The sequence below is a fragment of the Actinobacillus vicugnae genome, from assembly GCF_901687125.1.
GTDB lineage: Bacteria > Pseudomonadota > Gammaproteobacteria > Enterobacterales > Pasteurellaceae > Actinobacillus > Actinobacillus vicugnae.
The window spans coordinates 103,753-125,062 of the sequence record NZ_CABFJY010000033.1; the positions used below are offsets into that span (position 1 = coordinate 103,753).

Sequence of the window (21,310 nt, forward strand, 5' to 3'; positions counted from 1 at the left end):
CTTTTCATTAGCCGTTAAACCACAAATTAGAATACAAATGCGTTACTGTATTCTGGATAAGTTACGGTTGAAATTTCTGATATTGGCACAAGCAGATCATTGTAACCAGAAGGCTCAATAATCACATCAGGAATTTGTGTACCTTTATCAATTGGCATTGCAGGCGGTAAATTTAGTAATTCAGATAAATCTTCTACGCTATAAACTTGTGAAAAACCTGTTCCAAACACAAATTTTGAAATCGCAGTAGTCTCACCATTATTTGAATACTGATCATGAATAATAATGAAATGATCGGTATCATCCACATGGATTTCCCAAGTCGTATTCCCGAGATCATTTTCCGTAATATAAACTTTTAAATCTTCGGGACGAATACCATTACCAAATTGCAGAGTATTTTCGCCTTGTGAATCGAAAATATGGTCTTGACCAGCACCTTTATAGAAGTAATAGGTGTCGTTACCCTCACCGCCATATAAAGCATCATTGCCATTACCGCCATTTAGCCAATCTGCTCCCGTTGAACCATATAGCGTATCATCGCCATCCCCTCCTAATAATCGGTCATTACCTGCTCCACCATTAAGCGTATCATTACCATACCCACCGCTGATAAAGTCATTACCATTTAAACCATGAATCGTATCATCTGCATAAGTACCAAACAGACTATCCGCACCATCTGTACCGAATATAATGCGATTGCTTGAAGTTAAATCTTGTACATCAAAATGAATGGTGTACTTATCAGTATAAATAGGTGAACTACTCATGCCATTTGCTTCAACGTGGAATTTCACATGAATTCTAGCATCCACAGCATCTGGTGAATTTGGTAAGAAATAAAGACGGCTATGTTCCGTATTTCTTAACTCGCTATATACCCAGCTGTTATTGTTTGAATCATTAATCTCACGATAATTGCCATCATTGCTAACAAGCAATAAACGTCCGCCACTAATGTCATCAAACACAATACGGTCTTTATAACTTGGAGGAGATACCCAATGATTAATTAATACTAATGTGGCTTGATCATCATCAATCACAACTTGTCGCAGAATTTGGACAGGAATACTGGATGCAGGGGTTAGTGATAATGGGTTAGATCCATTATTTCCCCCATGGTATAAATTGTAACCCTCATTCCCAAAATTAAAATTGTCAAAAGCCATAATATATTCCTTATGTAAAGTGGAAGGAAATTGAACAATATAAAACTTATGCTCAAAAAACCAGCCTGACCACAACAGGCACGGCTAGATCCTGTTCAGGTTCGGAGCAATTTTGCTACAGCCTGATAAATTACTCTCTATAATTTACACAACATTTATTAACCACAAAAAAATCGTGATCTCGTTCACATTTTTTAGATATTTTGCTTTTAAAAGCAAATTGGTAACGTTAACATTCAAGTATTCTGCAAAAAACAGAAAACTTCTATGATTACAAAATTATCGGTAATCCTCTGATAGAACTTAAATTGGAGTAATTCATAATGAGTGAACCATTTATCCTAAACGATCACCCGCATCGCCGTTTTAACCCATTGAAAAACCAATGGATTCTAGTTTCTCCTCATCGAGCAAAACGCCCATGGCAAGGTCAGCAAGAAGAAAATGTCGCGGACGATAAACCAAGCTATGATCCGACTTGTTATCTCTGCCCGAGCAATAAACGTATTACAGGCGAGCAAAATCCTGCCTATACCAAACCTTTTGTGTTTAAAAACGATTTCTCGGCGTTATTGCCCGACACCCCAGCGCCAGAAGCGAATCAAGATCCGCTCTTTCAAATTTCACATACGCAAGGTGAAAGTCGTGTAATTTGCTTTTCGCCCGATCACAGCAAAACCTTACCACAACTTTCAGTTACAGAAATTGAGCAGGTGGTACAAGTTTGGCAAGAACAAGCCAATGAATTAAAAGCACGCTATCAGTGGGTACAAATTTTTGAAAATAAAGGCGCCATGATGGGTTGTTCTAACCCTCATCCGCACGGGCAAATTTGGGCAAGTAATTTCTTACCAAATGAAATTGCGATTGAAGATGAATGCCAAGCCAATTATTTTGCGCAATACGGTCGCCCGCTACTGCTTGATTATGCCGAGCGTGAACTTTCTAAAAAAGAACGCATTGTCGTAGAAACCGAAGATTGGATAGCAGTTGTGCCTTATTGGGCAAGCTGGCCGTTTGAAACGCTCTTATTGCCCAAACGCAAACATTTCAAACAAATCACCGATTTAAATGAGACAGAACGAGAAGATTTAGCCTTGGCACTGAAAAAACTAACAACTCGTTACGATAACTTATTTAATATCAGTTTCCCATATTCAATGGGCTTCCACTTTGCGCCATTTAATGGAAATGATAATGCACATTGGCAATTGCACGCTCATTTCTATCCACCATTGCTTCGCTCTGCAACAGTGCGTAAATTTATGGTTGGCTATGAAATGCTGGCAGAAAGTCAGCGTGATCTCACCCCAGAGCAAGCTGCAGAGAAACTGAATGCCGTAAGCGATAGCACTCACTATAAAGATCGATAGCAAGTAATAAGGAACAACATATGAAACCACAACAAATTTCTACTCAAAAATTTGCCGAACATTACGGCTATCAAGCATCGCAAACCGTATTCGCACCAGGGCGAGTCAATATTATTGGTGAACATACCGACTACAATGACGGCTTTGTTATGCCATGCGCCATTAATTATGGAATGGCAGTAAGTTTTAGCAAGCGTGATGATTCGATTTGGCGAGTGTATGCAATTGATATTGAACAGCACGATGAATTTGATCTTAGCCAACCCATTGAACCTTCTAAGCACAAATGGGCGAATTATGTGCGTGGTGTAGTGAAATATATTCAAGCTAAATATCCTGAATTTAAACAAGGCGCAGATTTAGCGATGGCCAGCGATGTACCAATGTCTTCAGGGTTAAGCTCTTCGGCTGCATTAGAGATTTCGATTGGAAAAACTGCCCAACTTTTGGGTGAATTACCACTTAATTTGACAGAAATTGCCTTAATTGGACAAGAAGCGGAAAACAAATTTGTGGGTGCGAATTGCGGCAATATGGATCAACTAACCTCGGCACTTGGGCAAAAAGATCAATTAATTATGATTGATTGTCGCTCGTTAGCGATTACTCCAACGCCTGTGCCACAAGGTTATTCGATTGCGATTATTAACTCCAATGTCAAACATGATTTAGTAACAGGCGAATATAACAGTCGCCGTAAAGAATGCGAATTTGCTGCCCAATTCTTTGGTGTAAAAGCTTTACGTGATGTTACGCCTGAACAATTTATTGAACGGGCGCACGAGTTGCAAAGAGAAAACCAACTTGCTTACCAACGAGCAAAACACGTTATCAGTGAAAATCATCGTGTACTCGAAGCGGTGAAAGCACTAAAAGCTAATGATATGCAAAAACTCGGTCAGTTAATGGCAGAATCACACAACTCCATGCGTGATGATTTTGAAATTACCATTCCAGAAATTGATTATCTGGTGGAACTGGCGCAAGTTGCGATTAGTAAAAATGGTGGTGCACGTATGACGGGCGGTGGTTTTGGTGGTTGTATCGTTTGTTTAGTGCCAAACGACAAAGTGGAGCATTTACGCCAAATCATTGCAGAAAATTACGAAAAACAAACGGGCATTAAAGAAACCTTCCATCTCTGTACCGCTTGTGACGGAGTTCATCTCGTTTAATCATCAGATATGGCAATCACGAACTCCCGTGATTGCCTCACTTGGGAATATGAGCTATGCAAACATTTACCCTTGAAAATGCCTTTCTAAAAATCACACTCTCAGATTTTGGCGCAAGCTGGCTTTCTTGTGTAGTGAAACACCCGAAAGGCGAACGTGAAGTCTTAGTAAGCACTTCTGTCAAAAATTGGCAAAATCAGACCGCTTACTTTGGAGCAACCTGTGGGCGTTTTACGAATCGAATTGCCAATGCCCAATATCAGCTAAACGGCAAAAGCTATTTGCTTGCCAAAAATAATGGCGAAAATAATTTGCACGGAGGCATTCAGGGAGCAGACAAACAGATTTGGCAAGCCGAGCCAATTGGCCCACAAGCGGTCAAATTTAGCCGAATTTTTGCAGATGGCGAAGAGGGTTTTGGTGGCGAAGTGAACGCAACTGTGACTTATCGTTTACACGAAAAGCAGCTTGAGATTCAATTTGATGCGATTGCTAACCAAGACACACCATTAAGTTTAACCAATCACGCCTATTTTAATTTACTTGGTGGTGGTAATGTACTGTCACATCAATTAACCATTAATGCGCAGGAGTATTTGCCCGTCGCTGCTGACGGTATTCCTGTTTTGCCGTTTAAAACAGTGGAGCAAACAGGCTTTGATTTCTCGACACCCAAAACAATCGGGCAAGATTTGCTAAAAGATAGCGATCAGCAATTAGTAAAGGGCTACGATCATGCTTTCAAACTTGTTAAAAATAATGAAAATCCGACCGCTTATTTAAGTGTAGAAGACCTTGCATTGGAGCTAAATACCTCAATGCCCGCACTTCAACTCTATTCAGGAAATTGGCTTGCAGGGCAACCTGATCTCAACGGTTCCTATTATTCAGATTACGCTGGCATTGCGCTAGAGCCTGAATTTTTCCCCGATGCCCCAAATCAAGCTGAATTGGCACAATTTGGAGGAATCAGCAAAGCGGGCGAAGCCTATCAACACCATATTCGTTACACTTTTCATTTTTAATTTATAAAACTCGAGGAAATTAAAATGATATTGCCAAATTACTTTCAAGATCCAAATACGTTACATGTAAATACCACAAATCATCACGCTTATTTTATTCCACACAAACAAAGCGAAACAGCTTTAGCTGGTGTGCGTGAACAGTCTGATTACTTTACGTTGCTCAATGGTCAATGGGATTTTAATTACTATCAAAGTTATCATGATCTGCCTGACAATTTCCTAGATTCAGCTTTTGAACACAAAATCCCAGTGCCGTCTAACTGGCAAAATCACGGTTTTGATCACCACCATTACACCAATATTAATTATCCATTCCCATTTGATCCGCCATTTGTACCGCATCAAAATCCATGTGGTGTTTATCACCGTACCTTCCAGCTAACGCCAAAAAGCAATAAGCGTTATTTACTTAATTTTGAAGGGGTGGATTCCTGTATTTTCCTTTATGTAAATAAACAATTTGCTGGTTATAGCCAAATTAGCCATAGCACTTCAGAATTTGATATTAGCGATTATTTACAAATTGGCACAAACCATTTAACCGTTGTGGTATTGAAATGGTGTGATGGTAGCTATTTAGAAGATCAAGACAAATTCAGAATGTCAGGAATTTTCCGTGATGTTTATCTACTTGAACGTGAACAAAATTACTTACAAGATTTCTTTATTCAATATGAATTGGACGATGAATTACGCCATGCCAATTTAAAAGTAGAAACCACATTCCGCAACCAAACACAAGCGGTAGAATATCAGCTACTCGATCCAAATGGCTTTACTGTTTTCAATCAAACCAGTGCTAATTTGAATGTTGATTTGGAAGAAATCCAATTATGGAATGCCGAGCAACCACAGCTTTACACGCTTATTTTACGCACGACTGAAGAAGTGATTGTGCAAAAAATTGGTTTTAGAAAAGTGGAAATCAAAGACGGTATTTTGTTATTCAATCACCAGCCGATCAAATTCAAAGGGGTAAACCGCCACGACAGCGATCCAAAAACAGGTTATGCGATTAGCTACGCTCAGGCGTATAAAGATTTGCAATTGATGAAACAACACAATATCAATGCGATTCGTACTGCACACTATCCAAATGCGCCGTGGTTTAGTGAATTATGCGATCAGTACGGTTTTTATCTGATTGGTGAAAGTGATGTGGAATCGCATGGCGCTTCAATGCTTACTGTAAAAACACCTGAGCCAAGTATTTTCTTAAATCATGAAAACGATCTAGAAACTGCACGTATCCGCCAAGATACAATTGATAATTTCTGTTACTTTGCCCGTGATCCGCTATTCAAAAAAGCAATTTTAGATCGCCAACAAGCGAACGTAGAACGAGATAAAAACCGCACCGCAATTATTGTTTGGTCGTTAGGCAATGAGTCTGGCTATGGTGCAAATTTTGAAGAAGCGGCGGCTTGGATTAAACAACGTGATAAGTCTCGCTTAGTGCATTATGAAAGTTCTATTTATCAACATTCTGCGGGCAAAAATGATCTATCAAATTTAGATTTCTACAGCGAAATGTACGGTTCAACCGAAGATATTGATCGTTATTGTGAATCCCGAAAAGACCGACCATTCTTATTATGCGAATATACTCACGCAATGGGTAACTCTTGTGGTGATGCTGAAGATTACTGGCAAACCTTCCAACGTCATCCACAAGCTTGTGGTGGCTTTGTATGGGAATGGTGCGATCATGCACCTTATCGTGCAAACGGGCAATTCGGTTATGGCGGTGATTTCGGCGAAACGCCACACGATGGTAATTTCTGTATGGATGGTTTAGTTTCACCCGACCGTATTCCGCACACCAGCTTATTAGAGCTGAAAAATGTGAATCGCCCTGTACGTGCAAAATTACTTGATAATCAAATAGTTATTCATAACTATCTCGATTTCAGCAATTTACAAGATTATTTAACCATTGATTACGAATTTGTTGAAAATGGCATGGTAACAAGCGGTGGAAGTTTATCAATAGATTGCAAGCCTCATAGCGATACCGTATTACCAATTGAATTACCGCAAAATAACGGGCATTTATGGCTATTAAACCTACACTATCGCCTTAAAGTAGAAGAGGCATTATTGGCAGCAGAACACGAACTCGGTTTCGATCAACTCAATTTATTTAGCGAAAACCGACTAGCATTGCCAACCTTTAGCATTGAGAATAGTGCCTTTGACGTGCAAGAAGATCGTACAAAAATTCGAGTGCAAAACGGTCAATTTAGCTATCAATTAGATAAACAAAAAGGGATTTTCAGCCGTATTGAAAAATCAGGGAAAGCGATTATTCAGCAACCGCTGGACTTCACTATTTGGCGAGCCCCAACCGATAATGACCGCTTAATTCGTGCCGCATGGCAAAGTGCAGGCTATAATAATGCTTACACTAGAGCCTACGATATTGCATGGCAACAAACGAAACAAGCGGTTGAAATTTCAGTAAAATCTGCAATTGTTTCGATTTCAAGAGGACGCATTTTAACCCTTGATGTGTTATATCGAATTTTCAATGACGGACAAGTTTCGGTTGAAATTAATGCGCTCCGTCCAACTGAATTGCCGTATTTACCACGCTTTGGTCTGCGCTTCTTCCTCGAAAAAGCAGAAAATACAGTGGAATATTTTGGTTATGGCGAACAGGAAAGCTATGTAGATAAACATAACCTCGCTAAATTGGGCATTTACCACACCACTGCCCACCAAAACCATGTGGAATATGTTAAACCGCAGGAAAATGGTAGCCATTTCGGTTGTGAATATTTGAAATTGGAAAATTTATTTGTGCGAGCAAATCAGCCATTCAGCTTTAATTTTTCGCCATATACCCAAGAAGAATTGACCGAAAAAACACATTGCTACGACTTACAAGAATCCACTTACAACGTATTGTGTGTCGATTACAAAATGAGTGGTATCGGCTCTAATTCATGTGGTCCAAATCTAAAAGATCAATATCGTTTAATGGAAGAGAAATTTAGCGTGAGATTTGATTTGGTGATGGGTTATCATATTTAACCTGTTTATATTATTCACATATACAAAATGTGTAGATTTTCTAAATAACAAATTCTTGTAAAAAAAATAAACTGGCACAATCTATTAAAATTGTGCCAGTTTATTCTAACTAAACTTCATCTAAAGTATAAGTATCGACCTCACCAATAAAATCAATACCTACTGTTTTACCAATTCCAGACGGATCAATAATACTTTCCAAGCCTAAATTAACTAGGTTTGACCAAAAACCACCTTTAAAATCAAAATCTTCCTCTTTGTTGAGCGGTTCAATTCCAAAATTCTCAATATAGCGTTTTCCTGATTTTTCAATGACAAAATATAAATCTCGTCCAGATTGCCCCTTTACATTATCCCGAATTTTAAACCCTGTAGTATTCCAAAGGTAAGCCTGTGCCAATAAGTCACCTTTATTATCATCATAAAAGCCTAAAGCTTGTATCTCACCTGCAAATTTTATATTTGCACCGTTTTTAGTATAACCTAGTATTTCTAATATCTGCGCTTTAGAATATTTACCCGGTTTTAAATCTACTAAGATACGAGCTTGAGGACTTAAATTAATTAATGAATCTTTTGCTATAAAAAAATATCTGACAATATCAGATATCTGTCCAATATTAAATAGTACGAATAAAAAAGCGGTAGGATTTGCAAATTTTTTCGCAAATCCCACCGCTTGTTTTATTTTATGTAGTTGTTGGTAAGCCCCTCTTATTTCACTTCACGAATCATAATTTCAGACGGGATAACCGAACCTTGCCAATATAATTCCGAAGCCACTTTTGCCGCTAATTCGATATAGGCTTGGCTGGTTTCATGCTCAGGTGCGGCAACCACTGTTGGTGTACCTGCATCCAAATCTTGGCGTAAACGAATATGTAATGGCATTTGTCCTAACACTTTTGTACCATATTTTTTCGCCACTTTATCTGCTCCACCTGTGCCAAAAATATCCTCATGATGACCACAATTTTGGCAAATATGCACGCTCATATTTTCAATAATGCCCAATACCGGCACCGATACTTTTTGGAACATAGAAATCCCTTTGATCGCATCTAATAACGCAATATCTTGCGGAGTAGTCACCACTACCGCTCCTGTTACAGGAATTTGCTGTGAAAGGGTAAGCTGAATATCACCTGTACCTGGTGGCATATCGATCACAAGATAATCTAATTCCGTCCACCATGTTTCGTTCAATAGTTGGCTTAATGCAGAACTTGCCATTGGACCACGCCAAATGGTTGCATTATCTTCCGCCATTAAATAGCCGATAGAATTTGATTGAATACCATAAACTTCAATCGGAGTAATGTGTTTATTATCAGGCGACGTTGGACGCTGATCTTGTGCACCTAACATATGTGGAATAGAAGGACCATAAATATCCGCATCTAAAATCCCCACTTTCGCACCTTGCGCTTTTAATGCTAAAGCAAGGTTTACCGAAGTAGTGGATTTACCTACCCCACCTTTGCCTGAAGTTACCGCAATAATATTTTTCACGCCGTTTACTGCAGGGTGATTATTGGCACGTTTTAAAGTCGCAATTTGGTAATTTAATACCCACTTCACTTCGCTTGCGCCAGTCACTTGTTTGAGTTTTGCCTCAGTTTCTGCTTTTAGCGCTTCAAAACCACTATTCCAAGCGAAAGGCATAGTGAGTTCTAAACGCAAAATACCCGCACCTAGCTCGGCCTTTTTAAGGGTATTCAGGGCGATTAAATCTTTTTGTAAAGTAGGGTGAGTGAAATTTTGAAGTACAAATTTAATTTCACTTAATTGCTGTTCGTTAAGTTGATTCATCGATTAATCCTTGGGCTTCATTCGATATAAATGTTTACTATAAATTACTTCGCTATCGTTATTTAGATCAATACCTAAAATGGTGGAGTCTAACGCAATTTTGCGATGATATTGGAACATTGGCAAAATTGCCACATCCTGCTCTAGTTGCTGAACGATATTTTGAATTAATTGCTTACGCTGCGTCTCCGATAAATTTTCTGCTTGCAATTGTTCTAATTGCTTATCCACCATTGTATTCACATAATTGCTTTTATTATCAGGGCTTTGTGAATGGAAATGTAATAAGAACGGTAGCGGATCTGCATATTCCGCACACCAACCAGCACGGCTTAATTGGAAATCTTTTTGCTCACGCAGGGCAAGAAATTGCTCCCAGTTTACCCCTCTTGGTTGGATTTGTAGTAAATCTGATTCCCCTAACGTGCGTACCATTTGGTTAGCAATCACACTATGTCTGCCATGATCATCATATAGCAAGCTAAGCTTCAGTGGGTTTTGTAAATTAATCCCCGCTTTTGCCAGTAATGGTTCTACCACCACTGGCGCCCATTGGCGTGTCACTTCTGTTTGCATATTTATCGGTAACACCGAAAAATTGGCTACACCATATAAATGTGGAATACGCGCCGAAAGCACAATCGCTTTAAGCGCCTGACGCACTTCTTTTTTCTTTAACTGCGGATCGGCAAAATTAAACTCATAGTAATAGGTGCACAAACGTGGAAATTCCCAAATGTTATGCTGTTGGCTTTGTAGCGGATTTTCCAACACATCAAATTGTTTGATCGCTTGTAATTCTTCTATCGCGTGGTGTTCTACATTTGCAAAATCTAAGCCATTTTTGACCGCTTCTAGTTTAACTAACTTATCATTCGCACTTACCACTCGATATTCACCACTGCTAATCAAATTGCTAAGACTTGGAACTTCGCCTTTAAAGCTTGGTAACAAGGCTGAATGTCCAAGCATTTTCACAAACTGCGAATTGTTTTTAGTTAACCTAATTTGTAAGGTATGCGGGTTTAACGCTTTAACCCCAAGCTCACTCACTGGCTTTTTGCCTTCGGCAATCTCTTTCACATTCTCGATTGCCATATAAGTTAGATAAGGCGCTAAAGGCGAAGCATTTTTGGGATCAGCTAAGCGTTGCCAGCTTGCAACCACGTCCTCTGCAGTTACACTTTCACCGTTTGACCATTTGGCATTATCATCTAAGATAAATAACCAATCCTGATTATTTTCACTAAACCAGCTTTTGGCAAGTGCAGGCACAATCTGACCTTTTTCATTAAACTCAACTAATCCCGCAAAGATATCACGTGCTAGCGCGGCTTCTTCGGCAGTTTGAATAAAGTGCGTATCTACATTTAATTGTTTACTATATACCGCTCGCTTTAATACGCTCTTATCAATAATAGGTATTTCTAATGGTGCATTTTTTGCGGATGATATGTGTGTCTTTTTTTGATCACAAGCAGACAGTAAGCCTACGCCTACTGCACAAATTGCAAAAAATCGCCCAAATTTGACCGCTTGTTTAAGAAAAAGCATCTGTATAACCTTAATTAATGAATTGATGTTAAACCAGGAAATAGATTACTTAAACCTGCCACAATGATTTCAATCCCTAATGCCATTAAAATCAAGCCCATAATACGTGTTACCACATTAGAGCCTGTTTTACCTAATCTTTTTACTAATGGTGCAGAGAAACGGAATAAAATATAACAAACCGCTGCAAATGCGACGATGGCAAGACTAAATCCAAGGTAATCAATCCAGTGATTGTAACGCGTTCCCCAAACAATCGTTGAACCTATTGCACCAGGACCCGCCATAATTGGCATTGCCAACGGCACTACTGCGATATTTTCATATTCACTGACATCAGCGTTTTTCTCTTCTTTATTTTGCTTATGTTCACCCAATTTACCGCTAATCATCGTCATTGCGATACTCACAATCAAAAAACCGCCCGCCACTCGGAACGAATCTAAAGAAATGCTAAACGCATCTAAAATCAGTTTGCCAAAAAATAAGCTCACCAACAAAATAACGCCGATAGAAATTGCAGTAACTAAACTTGTATGATTACGTTCAGCCTCATATTGATGGCTCGTCATACTAAAGAAAATAGGCAAAGAACCAAAAGGGTTCACAATCGCAAATAAACCGATAAAAAATTGAAGATAAATGGCAAAATTAATCACTATTTCCACATAAACCTACTTTTACACACAAAACAAAATTTGCATTATATCGGGGATACTCTCTCGTGACAAAATAAAAACGCCCAAAACTCAATGTTTTAGGCGTTCATACTAATCGGCGTGAATTAATGTGAAGATGAACCTAATTGTTGCATAAAATCTTCATTCATTTCAATTGAGGCTTTTGCTCGTAAATCTTTTAATAAATCATTACGTAACATTAATTGATCTGCTTGATTAAACTGCGCAACAAGCGGTTTAAATTCATCAATATTTCCGTCTGTTACTTTATCTAAAGCGACAATCACAACATCACCTTTTTCATCACGAGCAACGATATAACTCGCTTTGTTGGTCGGTTTTGCCATTGAAAACACTGTTTGTGCTAATACAGGTTGTTGTCCTTGCGCTTGCGCATAAACTAAAGCTTGCGTTGTACCAAATTGTACATCTGCTACTTGACCATTTGCTAAGGCAGTTACCTTTTCTTGCGCTGTCGCTAGCAAAGTTTGCTCTGCTTTTTGTAATTTAACCGCAGTTTCTACCTCAGCTTTTGCTTCGTCTAAGGTTTTCACACGTTCTGCTTGGTAATCACTCACACGCACAAACATTGTTTTCGGATTATGTTCATCACCAATGTCTAACGCATCGGAATTTTGACTGCTTTGGCGTAATTCACCGCTAAATAATGCTTTTAACACTTTTTCATTATTTAATTCCGCTGGCACATTTTGTTGGTTAAATGGTGCTGTTTTGTGAACTGCTAAGCCAGCTACTTCTGCAACACCATCTAACGAACCGTTATTTTCAAACGCTTTGTTTGCCATTTCTCTCGCAAGATTTGAATATTCTGTTAGTACTAATTCATTACGAATTGTTTTCGCAATATTTTCTTTTACTTGCTCAAGCGGAATTACTTGCTCATTTTTACGCTCTAGTACTTTAATAATATGATAAGCGCCATCAACTCTTACTGCTGGGCTTACTGCGCCAACTTGTAAATTATTCGCCACATCTTCAAATGCTTTCGGAAATGTACCTGCTTTTGCCCAGCCTAAATCACCGCCTTGTGTGGCTGATAATTTATCTGCTGATTTTTCTTTGGCAAGCGTTGCAAAATCTGCACCATTAGCAAGTTGCTGTTCAACCGCTTTAGCATCCACTTCATTTGCAAGTTGGATATGCGCAAGGTGAACTTCACCTTTGGTTAGGTAATCTACCTTATTTTTTTCATAGTAAGTTGCAATTTGTTCATCTGTAACCTGTACATTTTTTGCAACATTTTCTGGAGTTAAAGTCACATATTCAACCGTTAATTTTTCAGGTTCAACAAATGCATTTTTGTGAGCATTATAATAAGTTTGTAACTCTTCTGCAGAAGCGGTCTGATTTTGAGCTTCTGCTACAACAGAATAAGTTGCTAAACGTACTTCACGTTTTTGTAAGAGTAATTTCGCTAAACGCTCTTGTTCTGCTGGCACTGAAAAATGGCTACCGATAATCCCTTCTTGAATTTGTGAGAATAACATTCCCTCATTAACGATCGCTGCATAACCGTCAGCACTTAAGCCATTATTACGTAGCGTTTGTTGATATAATTGATTATCAAACTTACCATCTCGTTGGAATGTTGGGCTATTTACAATTTCTGATTTAATTTGTTCTGCACTAATGCCTAATTTTAAATTTTGCGCATATTGACGCAGAAGCTCATCATCAATTAAGCCATTTAATACCGATTGGTTAAATTGGTGAGCATACTCAGGTGTATCTAATAGATCCCAAAAGCGCTCACCCATTTGGGTATTTAAAATATTTTGTTGGCGACTTTTCGCCGCATTAAACGCTTGTTGCTCAATCGCAGTGCCATTTACCTTTACGGCTGAAGTATCTACACCTGCAAGCCCTGTACCAATCCCTGTAATCACGAAAGATAAAGAGACTAATGCAAAAATAATTTTAAAAACGGGACCATTTGTCCGCTCATGCATTTTTCCAATCATTGATAGATTCCTAAATGTAATGGTCTATTGACCTTGTTTATATGCAAAAAATTGTAGCGATTATACTGTAAAGTGTGTAATTCTCAAATCTGAAATTCGCTACTTTTGTACAAATTTATTAGTAAATTTCAGCACAAATCAGACCGCTTACAGATACTGAAGTTCGTCTTTTTTCTTTACTTTAACGCTGAAAGTTGCTTTAATTTCACACTTCATAAGCCTTATTTTTGGCGCTCTCATTTCTTTCTATTTTATTCACATCGACAGGATTACCTATGGGCATTTACGCATATATTTGCTTCCTCTCGGCGCTGTCTATTTTGCTCGGATTCATTACTAGTAAAATTAGCGCAAAAGTACAATCAACTATTGCAATCTCCGCTGCAGCAATGATCTGCTCTCTACTTGTTTGGGGATTGGGATCATTAGGTTGGTTTAATATCGACACAATTGCTAAAGAAGTAATGGAACAAATTGATTTCAAAAGCTTTTTACTCAACGGTATTCTTGGCTTCTTGCTGTTTGCAGGTTCACTTGGAGTAAAACTCCCTGTATTAAAAGACCAGAAATGGGAAATCACTACCTTCGCTTTATTTTCTACTCTCGCCTCAACCTTCTTTATCGCAAGCCTAATTTGGGGTATCGCTCACCTTATTGGCTTACCAATGGATTTCATTTATTGTGTCGTTTTTGGTTCTCTCATTTCCCCAACCGACCCAATTGCTGTGTTAGCGATTATCAAAAATTTACGAGCACCAAAACGTTTATCTATGCAAGTAGAAGGCGAATCATTATTTAATGATGGTGTTGGTTTGGTGATTTTCGTTACCGTATTTGCAGTAGCCTTTGGGGGGCAAGAAGCAAGCTTCTCTGGCATTATGGGATTATTTATGCATGAAGCTATCGGCGGGATTTTATTTGGTTTCGTGCTTGGTTTTATTGCGCATATTTTAATTTCATCAACCGATGATGGTTCAATGGAAATGCTTATCACGCTAACCATTCCAACTGCAGGTTTTATGTTTGCGAGCAATATTTTGCACGTATCTGGCGCATTAGCGATGGTAGTTTCAGGCATTATGATCGGTAACTGGACACGTCGTTCGGGCTTCTCTGAGCAAAGCCAACGCTATCTTGACCACTTCTGGGAAATGATTGATCACTTCCTTAACTCATTATTATTTTTCCTTATTGGTTTCGCACTATTATTAGTCGATTTCAATATTTATGGCGTCATTTTAATGCTTGCAGCTATTCCTGTTTGCTTAGCTTCACGCTATCTAAGTTTATGGATTCCGTTTAAGGCAATGCAGCAATTCCGTACTTATAATCCATACACTCTAAAAATTATGACTTGGGGTGGGTTACGTGGCGGTTTAGCATTAGCTATGGCGCTTGCAATTCCAAGTAAAGTTGCCTTTGCTGGTGATGTTGATGTGAAAGATTTAATTCTTGTGATGACTTATGCGGTAGTAATGTTCTCAATTTTAGTTCAAGGCTCAACCGTTGAACCAATGATTCGTAAATCCAAAACGGTTGATCCAAATAAAGAAGAATATTTACAACCAAGTAATCATCATTAATTAAAGGATTCAAAGCGACTTGCAAATTTTTGTTGAAATTTGACCGCTTTATCTTTAGAATTTGCGCTTCCTGTCCTCGCTGAGTTAGAGATCGGCGAAGGATGTATTATCAACCCTTAAAGAAAAGGATATTAAAATGTCTCTAAGCGTAGAAGCAAAAGCAAAAATCGTTGCTGAATTTGGTCGTGATGCAAAAGACACTGGTTCATCAGAAGTTCAAATTGCATTATTAACTGCACAAATCAACCACTTACAAGCACACTTTGCTGCGCACAAAAAAGATCACCATGGTCGTCGTGGTTTATTACGTATGGTTTCACGTCGTCGTAAATTATTAGACTACTTAAAACGTACTGATCTTGCTAAATATTCAGAAACTATCGCACGTTTAGGTTTACGTCGCTAATTTCGAATTGCAATCAGAAGAACCGAGCTATTATTTAGCTCGGTTTTTTTCTAAATGGACTTATTAAGGAAAACAATAAATGGCATTTAGTTCATTATTTACGTTATTAGATGATATTGCTGCAGTGCTTGATGATGTATCTGTAATGACCAAAGTCGCAGCCAAGAAAACTGCGGGAGTAATCGGAGATGACTTAGCTCTGAATGCAAATCAAGTAAGTGGCAAAAATATCAGCCCTGATAGAGAATTACCTATTGTTTGGAGTGTAGCGAAAGGCTCATTAATTAATAAAGTGATATTAATTCCTCTTGCTCTGCTGCTTTCAATTTATCTACCAAAAGCCATTCTGCCATTACTAATGATTGGTGGAGCCTACTTATGCTTTGAGGGTGTAGAAAAGCTATTGCACAAATTCCTACATAAAGATGAGTCACATACGGATTCTGCGGAAGAACAGGTTTCAGAAAAAGATAAAATTAAAGGTGCAGTCCGTACTGATTTTATTTTATCAGCCGAAATTATTATTATCGCATTAGGCGTGCTACAAGAATCATCAACGATGATCAAAATCATTGCTCTTTCAAGTATCGGGATTGGTATTACCGTTTTTGTTTATGGTTTGGTTGGTCTAATTGTCAAACTAGATGATATCGGCTTATGGTTGATGCAGAAGAAAAATGGGCTGTCACAGTCTATCGGAAAAGCATTATTAGTTATTATGCCTTGGTTTATGAAATCGCTTTCTGTGATTGGCACCATTGCGATGTTCTTAGTCGGAGGCGGGATTTTCTCGCATAATATTGCTGAAATCCACCATTTAGCAGAACAGCTAGCCATTCCAAGCCAATTCGCAAGTTTAGTTGATTTTGTTGTTGGTATTGTGGTGGGTCTCATTTGCTGTGCAATTATTTTACCTTTGATGAAAATATTTGCTAAGCAACATTAAGCTATCACGCGTAAAAAGCCGCTTATCTTACGATAAACGGCTTTTTTAGATCTCACTGCTAAACTGATTTATCAACTAAAGCTGTAGTTTCCTGAGTATCGTTTTTCTTATCCATACTCACTTGTCTTAGATTAATCTCACGAATTTTATTTGCTAATACGCTATCGTGTGTTTGCTCTGCAACATGTAATGCCATAATACGATCATTTGGCACACACTCACGATGCTCAAGTAATTGCGAAAAGTAATGTTTCGCTTTTTCAAACACGCCTTCACGAGTATAGATATAACCTAATGCTCTTGCATAATCATCCGAATATTGAACATCCGCTTTTTCTGCTCGCTTCGCTAATACTTTGACTAATTTGCTATCTTCTGCAACTTGTAAACGTGTGAGCTGCTCAAGCAATGGCAATAATTGTTCATCTTCATATTTTTTCACAGTCTCTAGCGCAATATCTTGTGCTGATTCGTGATCATCGGTATCAATTAAACGTTTAATTAACCCTGTCCGTACATAGATAGATTTACGGCGACGACTTGGTTGATTTTCCCACCAAGTTAATAAACCGTCTTGACCTTCTTCATTCATTTTTTCATCTAACAGACCATCATCCACAAAATGCTCTAATGATTCATATTCTTCTGCTGATAAGAAACTACGCGGACCAATATCTTCTAAAACACTATCTAATGCATTATAAGCTTTTGAGTCTTTATAGATTTGAATCGCAAGACGCAATACTTCTGTATTACGAGGCGCTAACTCAATTAAACTATCAATCGCACTACGAGCCGCTGGTAATTTGCCTTGTTGCATTAAAATTTTGGTTCGTGCTAATTCCACTGCAACATTATTAGTGCCTGCTAATTCACCTGCTTCAATTAAATATTTATTAGCATTAAATTCATCTCCTCTTTGCTGAGCAGCTTCAGCAGCTTTAAGTAAATTTAATACAGGCTCATCTGCATGTTTGGCATTTTTGCTAAATAATTTTTCTGCCTTTGAATAATCGCCTTCACTCATTTTGATTAAACCTTCTAAGGTTTCTTGCTGAGCTTTTTTATGTTTACGATTAAAGAACCAATTATATGAACCTTTACTTAAACGGCAGAAACGACTGATTATCCATTCCACCGAATAAACCACCGCCATTGCAACAACAAAAAAGACAACCAACATTACGATGCTCATTTCGATCACTTTGTCTGTTGTTTCAATACGCACATAACCCTGACTACCCGCAATATACGGACCAGCAATCAGCCCTGCTAAAAGCAGAAGCATTAAGAAAAGCACTCTAAACATAGATAATTTCTCCTATTGTGCAGAAGGTTGCTGTACTGGTTGTTCTACAGATGACTCTGCAGGTGTACTCTCAGCGGGCTTTTGCTCTGCTGGGGTTGCTTGTGGTTCGCTTGCAGCTTCCACTTTTTTATCTTCTGCAGAAGTTGGATTCGTTAATTCTTTTTCTGCTTTTATTTCAATCTTTTCAACCGCTTGTGGCGCTTTATTGAGTAACTGCTCAAGCAATTCTAAGCTTTGCAAACGTGTTGGTGCATCTACATAAACAGATTGTTCAGTTAATTCATCTAACTCTTTCAAGAAGTTTTTCACATTTTCATTTTGCGTATCAAAATAGCTACGAATCCAAGTGCCAACGGCATCTAATGATTTTTTGTACAATTCATTTTGTTGACGAGGCACCGCTAAAATCGCAATTTGTAAGCGTAAACGAATGTTTTCACGTAAATAAATTTCTTGGTTTGGTGCCACAAACGCCTTTTCATCGGCTTTATTACGATCGCTTACACGAATAAAGTGATCTAAGAATGAATCTACACTTTTCTTGATATTGTTTTGCCAATCTTGAATTGAATCACTCACTTCTCCGCTTGCAATCACAGGCTCTTCACTTGATTCATTGGCTAACATTGGTAAATCATCTAAATTATTCGCCAACGTAGTTAAATGCTGCATAATGCTATTTTGATCAACATTATTCACATTCGCTAATTGCGCTAAATCATTCTTAATTGCGGCACGAATATTATCAACCTGCCCGTTAGCCACCTGCGCTAGCACAGCATCAGCTTCTTGTAACAGGCTTTTAGTTGTATCAATATCATTATCGAGCACTAATTTACGTAACGCATTGTTTAATAAGAAATCTGCATCAGATAATTTCCATACCACGGCATCTGATTGAGGCATTCCACTCACATTTTGGAGTTGCGTTTGTAAATGAGTAATTTGGTTCGTATAAGCAGATTGGTTTTGCTCCAATTGATTAATTCGCTCCAACGCTTTTTGATAGCTGTCGGCTAACTCTGTCAGTTGTGCTTTTTCCGCCTCAAAAGTTGGAAGTTCACCTAAAGCTTCAACAGGTTTGCCCGCTAATTGTGCAATTTGTTGTTCAACTTCGTTGAATTTTTTATTTGCCATATAGTGACCTGCGCCACCGACAGCCATTGCAACCAATAAGGCTAAAATTGCGATCGCTTTTCCGCCAGACTTTTGAACAATCACTGTTTTCTCTTCTGTTTTCGAATCCATTTTAATATCCCCTTTATCCGTATCATAAGCGGTTAATTTTTCAGGATTTTTTGCAAACTCCTTATCAGACTCGACCGCTTGTTTTGCTTCAGACGTTGTGCTTTCCACAACCTCTTCTGCTTGTTCAATCACCTGTTTATCTTTTGACATACGCCCACCTTAGTTCGATTTTTCGATCTCTTTCAATACGGTTTCTAGCAAACTATTATTATCTGCTTTTTCGGAGAGAATCACGTGATTCTGCTTCCACCCTAATTTATATGCCATGTTTGCAATACGCTGACTAACCACAATTAAACGGCATTCATTTAGCCAAATACGGTCATTTTCTGCTGTTTGTTCATATAACATCGTTAAAATATGACCGCTTGTTACCACAATCGTATCAACCCCAACCCGTTTGCATAAGCTGATTTTTTCGGTCAGATTTTCTTCAACATATTTTCGACGGTAACATTCCAAGCATTGAACTTCTGCACCGAGAGAACTTACCTTTTCTGCCAGCAAATCACGCCCTGTTTCAGCACGTAATATCAATAAATTTTTACCACTTAGTGCTTGCATTTCTGCTAATTGCAATAAACCTTCGCTATTTTCAGATGTAATTGGATAACGCACAGGCTGTTCACTACGTGCTGAAAAATATTGTGCCGATTGTTGCCCTACTGCAAAATAATTTAAATCTGAACGGTAATGAAAACCTGTTTGTTCTAATGTTGCCGAAGCAAAATCGATCGCATGTTTAGAAACAGCAAATACGTAATCTCCTGCATTTAAACGAGCCATAACCGACGGAAGCTGGGGAAGTTCTACCCCAGCTTCGATCGTAAATAATGGCTGATGAATCGCAAAAATTTGATGCTGATTCAACATTTCCACTAATTCCAGCCCTCGCTGATCGGGGCGAGTAATTAACACATTCATATAATTAGTCTTTATATATTTCAGCGAGAATTTTATCCGCGCCTTGTGCAAGTAATTGCTCTGCAACAGAAATACCAAGTTGCTCTGCTTGATTTATATCTGCTATCCCAGAAGCACGAATAATGTGCGAGCCATCCAGTGCGCCAACCAGTGCATTTAGGGTAATTTTATTGCCATTTAACGTTGCAAAACCGCCAATTGGTACTTGGCAGCCACCTTGTAAGCGAGTATTCATCGCACGCTCAGCAGTCACACAACAAGCGGTCGGATAATGATTTAATGCTGCAAGATAATTTAACACTCGCTCATCATTCACTCGTGTTTCAATCCCTACAGCACCTTGCCCTGCTGCAGGTAAAGATTGTTCAACAGGAATAAAGCTACGAATACGTTCTGACATTGCTAAACGAATCAGACCAGCAGAAGCAAGAATAATTGCATCGTATTCGCCATTGTCTAATTTTGCTAAACGTGTTCCAACATTGCCTCGTAAAGATTTCACCTGTAAATGCGGATATTTTGCCATTAACTGACATTGGCGACGTAAACTAGAAGTACCTACCACAGCACCTGCTGGTAATTCATCTAAATTTTGATATTTATTTGAAACAAATGCATCACGAGGATCTTCTCGCTCACAAATCACCGCTAATCCCAAACCTTCAGGAAAACTCATTGGCACATCTTTCATTGAATGCACTGCAAGATCAGCTCTATTTTCTAATAGCGCTAATTCTAATTCTTTTACAAATAAACCTTTACCACCAATTTTAGCAAGCGGAGTATCTAAAATAATATCGCCTTTTGTTACCATAGTAACTAATTCAACGGAGAGTTCTGGAAAACGTTTTTCTAATTCACTTTTTACAAAGTTTGCTTGCCAAAGTGCCAGAGGGCTTTGGCGCGTTGCAATACGCAAAATCTCTTTCATAGCTAATTACACAACTTTATTCTATTTATATAAATATTGTTATCCTACCATTAATTAGCAGAACTTCCAAAATTTCTGTGCAAAGTTAATGCGATGTTAATAGTATGTTTTTTATTCGTTTCGAATAAATTACCTACCATTTTAT

General features: G+C 38.4%; 17 protein-coding genes. 7 read left to right on the forward strand and 10 right to left on the reverse strand.

Annotated elements, in window-relative coordinates; genetic code table 11:
* Nucleotides 1–26: 26 nt before the first annotated feature.
* Entirely contained in the window at nucleotides 27–1,178 is a 1,152-nt protein-coding gene (locus F8M47_RS07780) for a calcium-binding protein (RefSeq protein WP_150539549.1), read from the reverse strand.
* A 323-nt stretch (nucleotides 1,179–1,501) separates the two neighbouring features.
* On the opposite strand from F8M47_RS07780, the gene galT reads away from it, so the two are divergent.
* From galT to F8M47_RS07800, 4 genes are read left to right on the forward strand one after another with little or no spacing between them, the layout of a single operon-like run.
* Entirely contained in the window at nucleotides 1,502–2,551 is a 1,050-nt protein-coding gene (gene galT, locus F8M47_RS07785) for a galactose-1-phosphate uridylyltransferase (protein WP_150539550.1), read from the forward strand.
* Nucleotides 2,552–2,571: 20 nt separating this feature from the next.
* Entirely contained in the window at nucleotides 2,572–3,726 is a 1,155-nt protein-coding gene (gene galK, locus F8M47_RS07790; RefSeq protein WP_150539551.1) for a galactokinase, read from the forward strand.
* 56 nt (nucleotides 3,727–3,782) lie between these two features.
* A complete protein-coding gene (locus tag F8M47_RS07795) occupies nucleotides 3,783–4,751 on the forward strand; it encodes a galactose-1-epimerase (protein ID WP_150539552.1) in 969 nt (322 codons plus the stop codon).
* A 24-nt stretch (nucleotides 4,752–4,775) separates the two neighbouring features.
* Nucleotides 4,776–7,790 (forward strand): glycoside hydrolase family 2 TIM barrel-domain containing protein, encoded by a 3,015-nt coding sequence (locus tag F8M47_RS07800; RefSeq protein ID WP_150539553.1) that lies wholly within the window; start codon nucleotides 4,776–4,778, stop codon nucleotides 7,788–7,790.
* Between the two features lie 109 nt (nucleotides 7,791–7,899).
* On the opposite strand, the gene F8M47_RS12290 is transcribed toward F8M47_RS07800, so the two are convergent.
* The 5 genes from F8M47_RS12290 to F8M47_RS07825 all read right to left on the reverse strand — a co-directional run bounded on the left by F8M47_RS12290 (nucleotide 7,900) and on the right by F8M47_RS07825 (nucleotide 13,818).
* Nucleotides 7,900–8,466 (reverse strand): hypothetical protein, encoded by a 567-nt coding sequence (locus tag F8M47_RS12290; RefSeq protein WP_244298099.1) that lies wholly within the window; start codon nucleotides 8,464–8,466, stop codon nucleotides 7,900–7,902.
* 38 nt (nucleotides 8,467–8,504) lie between these two features.
* Nucleotides 8,505–9,602, reverse strand: a complete 1,098-nt coding sequence (gene apbC, locus F8M47_RS07810) for an iron-sulfur cluster carrier protein ApbC (RefSeq protein WP_150539554.1) — start codon at nucleotides 9,600–9,602, stop codon at nucleotides 8,505–8,507.
* A 3-nt stretch (nucleotides 9,603–9,605) separates the two neighbouring features.
* Entirely contained in the window at nucleotides 9,606–11,156 is a 1,551-nt protein-coding gene (locus F8M47_RS07815) for a peptide ABC transporter substrate-binding protein (protein ID WP_150539555.1), read from the reverse strand.
* Between the two features lie 14 nt (nucleotides 11,157–11,170).
* The gene (locus F8M47_RS07820) at nucleotides 11,171–11,824 is read right to left on the reverse strand and encodes a YchE family NAAT transporter (RefSeq protein ID WP_150539556.1); all 654 of its coding nucleotides are present in this window, start codon (nucleotides 11,822–11,824) and stop codon (nucleotides 11,171–11,173) included.
* Nucleotides 11,825–11,940: 116 nt separating this feature from the next.
* On the reverse strand, nucleotides 11,941–13,818 hold the full coding sequence (locus tag F8M47_RS07825) for a SurA N-terminal domain-containing protein (RefSeq protein ID WP_150539557.1): 1,878 nt from the start codon (nucleotides 13,816–13,818) through the stop codon (nucleotides 11,941–11,943).
* A gap of 275 nt (nucleotides 13,819–14,093) precedes the next feature.
* Here F8M47_RS07825 and F8M47_RS07830 point away from each other — a divergent pair, with 275 nt between their 5' ends.
* From F8M47_RS07830 to F8M47_RS07840, 3 genes are all read left to right on the forward strand, one after another.
* The gene (locus F8M47_RS07830; RefSeq protein WP_150539558.1) at nucleotides 14,094–15,401 is read left to right on the forward strand and encodes a cation:proton antiporter; all 1,308 of its coding nucleotides are present in this window, start codon (nucleotides 14,094–14,096) and stop codon (nucleotides 15,399–15,401) included.
* A gap of 136 nt (nucleotides 15,402–15,537) precedes the next feature.
* The gene (gene rpsO / locus F8M47_RS07835; protein WP_014991115.1) at nucleotides 15,538–15,807 is read left to right on the forward strand and encodes a 30S ribosomal protein S15; all 270 of its coding nucleotides are present in this window, start codon (nucleotides 15,538–15,540) and stop codon (nucleotides 15,805–15,807) included.
* Nucleotides 15,808–15,886: 79 nt separating this feature from the next.
* Entirely contained in the window at nucleotides 15,887–16,753 is an 867-nt protein-coding gene (locus F8M47_RS07840) for a DUF808 domain-containing protein (protein WP_150539559.1), read from the forward strand.
* A gap of 58 nt (nucleotides 16,754–16,811) precedes the next feature.
* Here F8M47_RS07840 and F8M47_RS07845 read toward each other — a convergent pair whose 3' ends face one another.
* From F8M47_RS07845 to hemC, 4 genes are read right to left on the reverse strand one after another with little or no spacing between them, the layout of a single operon-like run.
* Entirely contained in the window at nucleotides 16,812–18,062 is a 1,251-nt protein-coding gene (locus F8M47_RS07845) for a heme biosynthesis protein HemY (RefSeq protein ID WP_150539560.1), read from the reverse strand.
* A 12-nt stretch (nucleotides 18,063–18,074) separates the two neighbouring features.
* Nucleotides 18,075–19,460 (reverse strand): uroporphyrinogen-III C-methyltransferase, encoded by a 1,386-nt coding sequence (locus F8M47_RS07850; RefSeq protein WP_150539561.1) that lies wholly within the window; start codon nucleotides 19,458–19,460, stop codon nucleotides 18,075–18,077.
* Between the two features lie 9 nt (nucleotides 19,461–19,469).
* Nucleotides 19,470–20,234, reverse strand: a complete 765-nt coding sequence (locus F8M47_RS07855; RefSeq protein WP_150539562.1) for a uroporphyrinogen-III synthase — start codon at nucleotides 20,232–20,234, stop codon at nucleotides 19,470–19,472.
* 4 nt (nucleotides 20,235–20,238) lie between these two features.
* The gene (hemC, locus tag F8M47_RS07860; protein WP_150539563.1) at nucleotides 20,239–21,165 is read right to left on the reverse strand and encodes a hydroxymethylbilane synthase; all 927 of its coding nucleotides are present in this window, start codon (nucleotides 21,163–21,165) and stop codon (nucleotides 20,239–20,241) included.
* Between the last annotated feature and the right edge of the window lie 145 nt (nucleotides 21,166–21,310).

Bases quoted from the DNA above. Each gene is read 5' to 3' on its own strand.
- F8M47_RS07780 (WP_150539549.1), bottom strand. From the start codon at position 1,178: ATGGCTTTTGACAATTTTAATTTTGGGAATGAGGGTTACAATTTATAC.
- galT (WP_150539550.1), top strand. From the start codon at position 1,502: ATGAGTGAACCATTTATCCTAAACGATCACCCGCATCGCCGTTTTAAC.
- galK (WP_150539551.1), top strand. From the start codon at position 2,572: ATGAAACCACAACAAATTTCTACTCAAAAATTTGCCGAACATTACGGC.
- F8M47_RS07795 (WP_150539552.1), top strand. From the start codon at position 3,783: ATGCAAACATTTACCCTTGAAAATGCCTTTCTAAAAATCACACTCTCA.
- F8M47_RS07800 (WP_150539553.1), top strand. From the start codon at position 4,776: ATGATATTGCCAAATTACTTTCAAGATCCAAATACGTTACATGTAAAT.
- apbC (WP_150539554.1), bottom strand. From the start codon at position 9,602: ATGAATCAACTTAACGAACAGCAATTAAGTGAAATTAAATTTGTACTT.
- F8M47_RS07815 (WP_150539555.1), bottom strand. From the start codon at position 11,156: ATGCTTTTTCTTAAACAAGCGGTCAAATTTGGGCGATTTTTTGCAATT.
- F8M47_RS07825 (WP_150539557.1), bottom strand. From the start codon at position 13,818: ATGATTGGAAAAATGCATGAGCGGACAAATGGTCCCGTTTTTAAAATT.
- F8M47_RS07830 (WP_150539558.1), top strand. From the start codon at position 14,094: ATGGGCATTTACGCATATATTTGCTTCCTCTCGGCGCTGTCTATTTTG.
- rpsO (WP_014991115.1), top strand. From the start codon at position 15,538: ATGTCTCTAAGCGTAGAAGCAAAAGCAAAAATCGTTGCTGAATTTGGT.
- F8M47_RS07840 (WP_150539559.1), top strand. From the start codon at position 15,887: ATGGCATTTAGTTCATTATTTACGTTATTAGATGATATTGCTGCAGTG.
- F8M47_RS07845 (WP_150539560.1), bottom strand. From the start codon at position 18,062: ATGTTTAGAGTGCTTTTCTTAATGCTTCTGCTTTTAGCAGGGCTGATT.
- F8M47_RS07850 (WP_150539561.1), bottom strand. From the start codon at position 19,460: ATGTCAAAAGATAAACAGGTGATTGAACAAGCAGAAGAGGTTGTGGAA.
- F8M47_RS07855 (WP_150539562.1), bottom strand. From the start codon at position 20,234: ATGAATGTGTTAATTACTCGCCCCGATCAGCGAGGGCTGGAATTAGTG.
- hemC (WP_150539563.1), bottom strand. From the start codon at position 21,165: ATGAAAGAGATTTTGCGTATTGCAACGCGCCAAAGCCCTCTGGCACTT.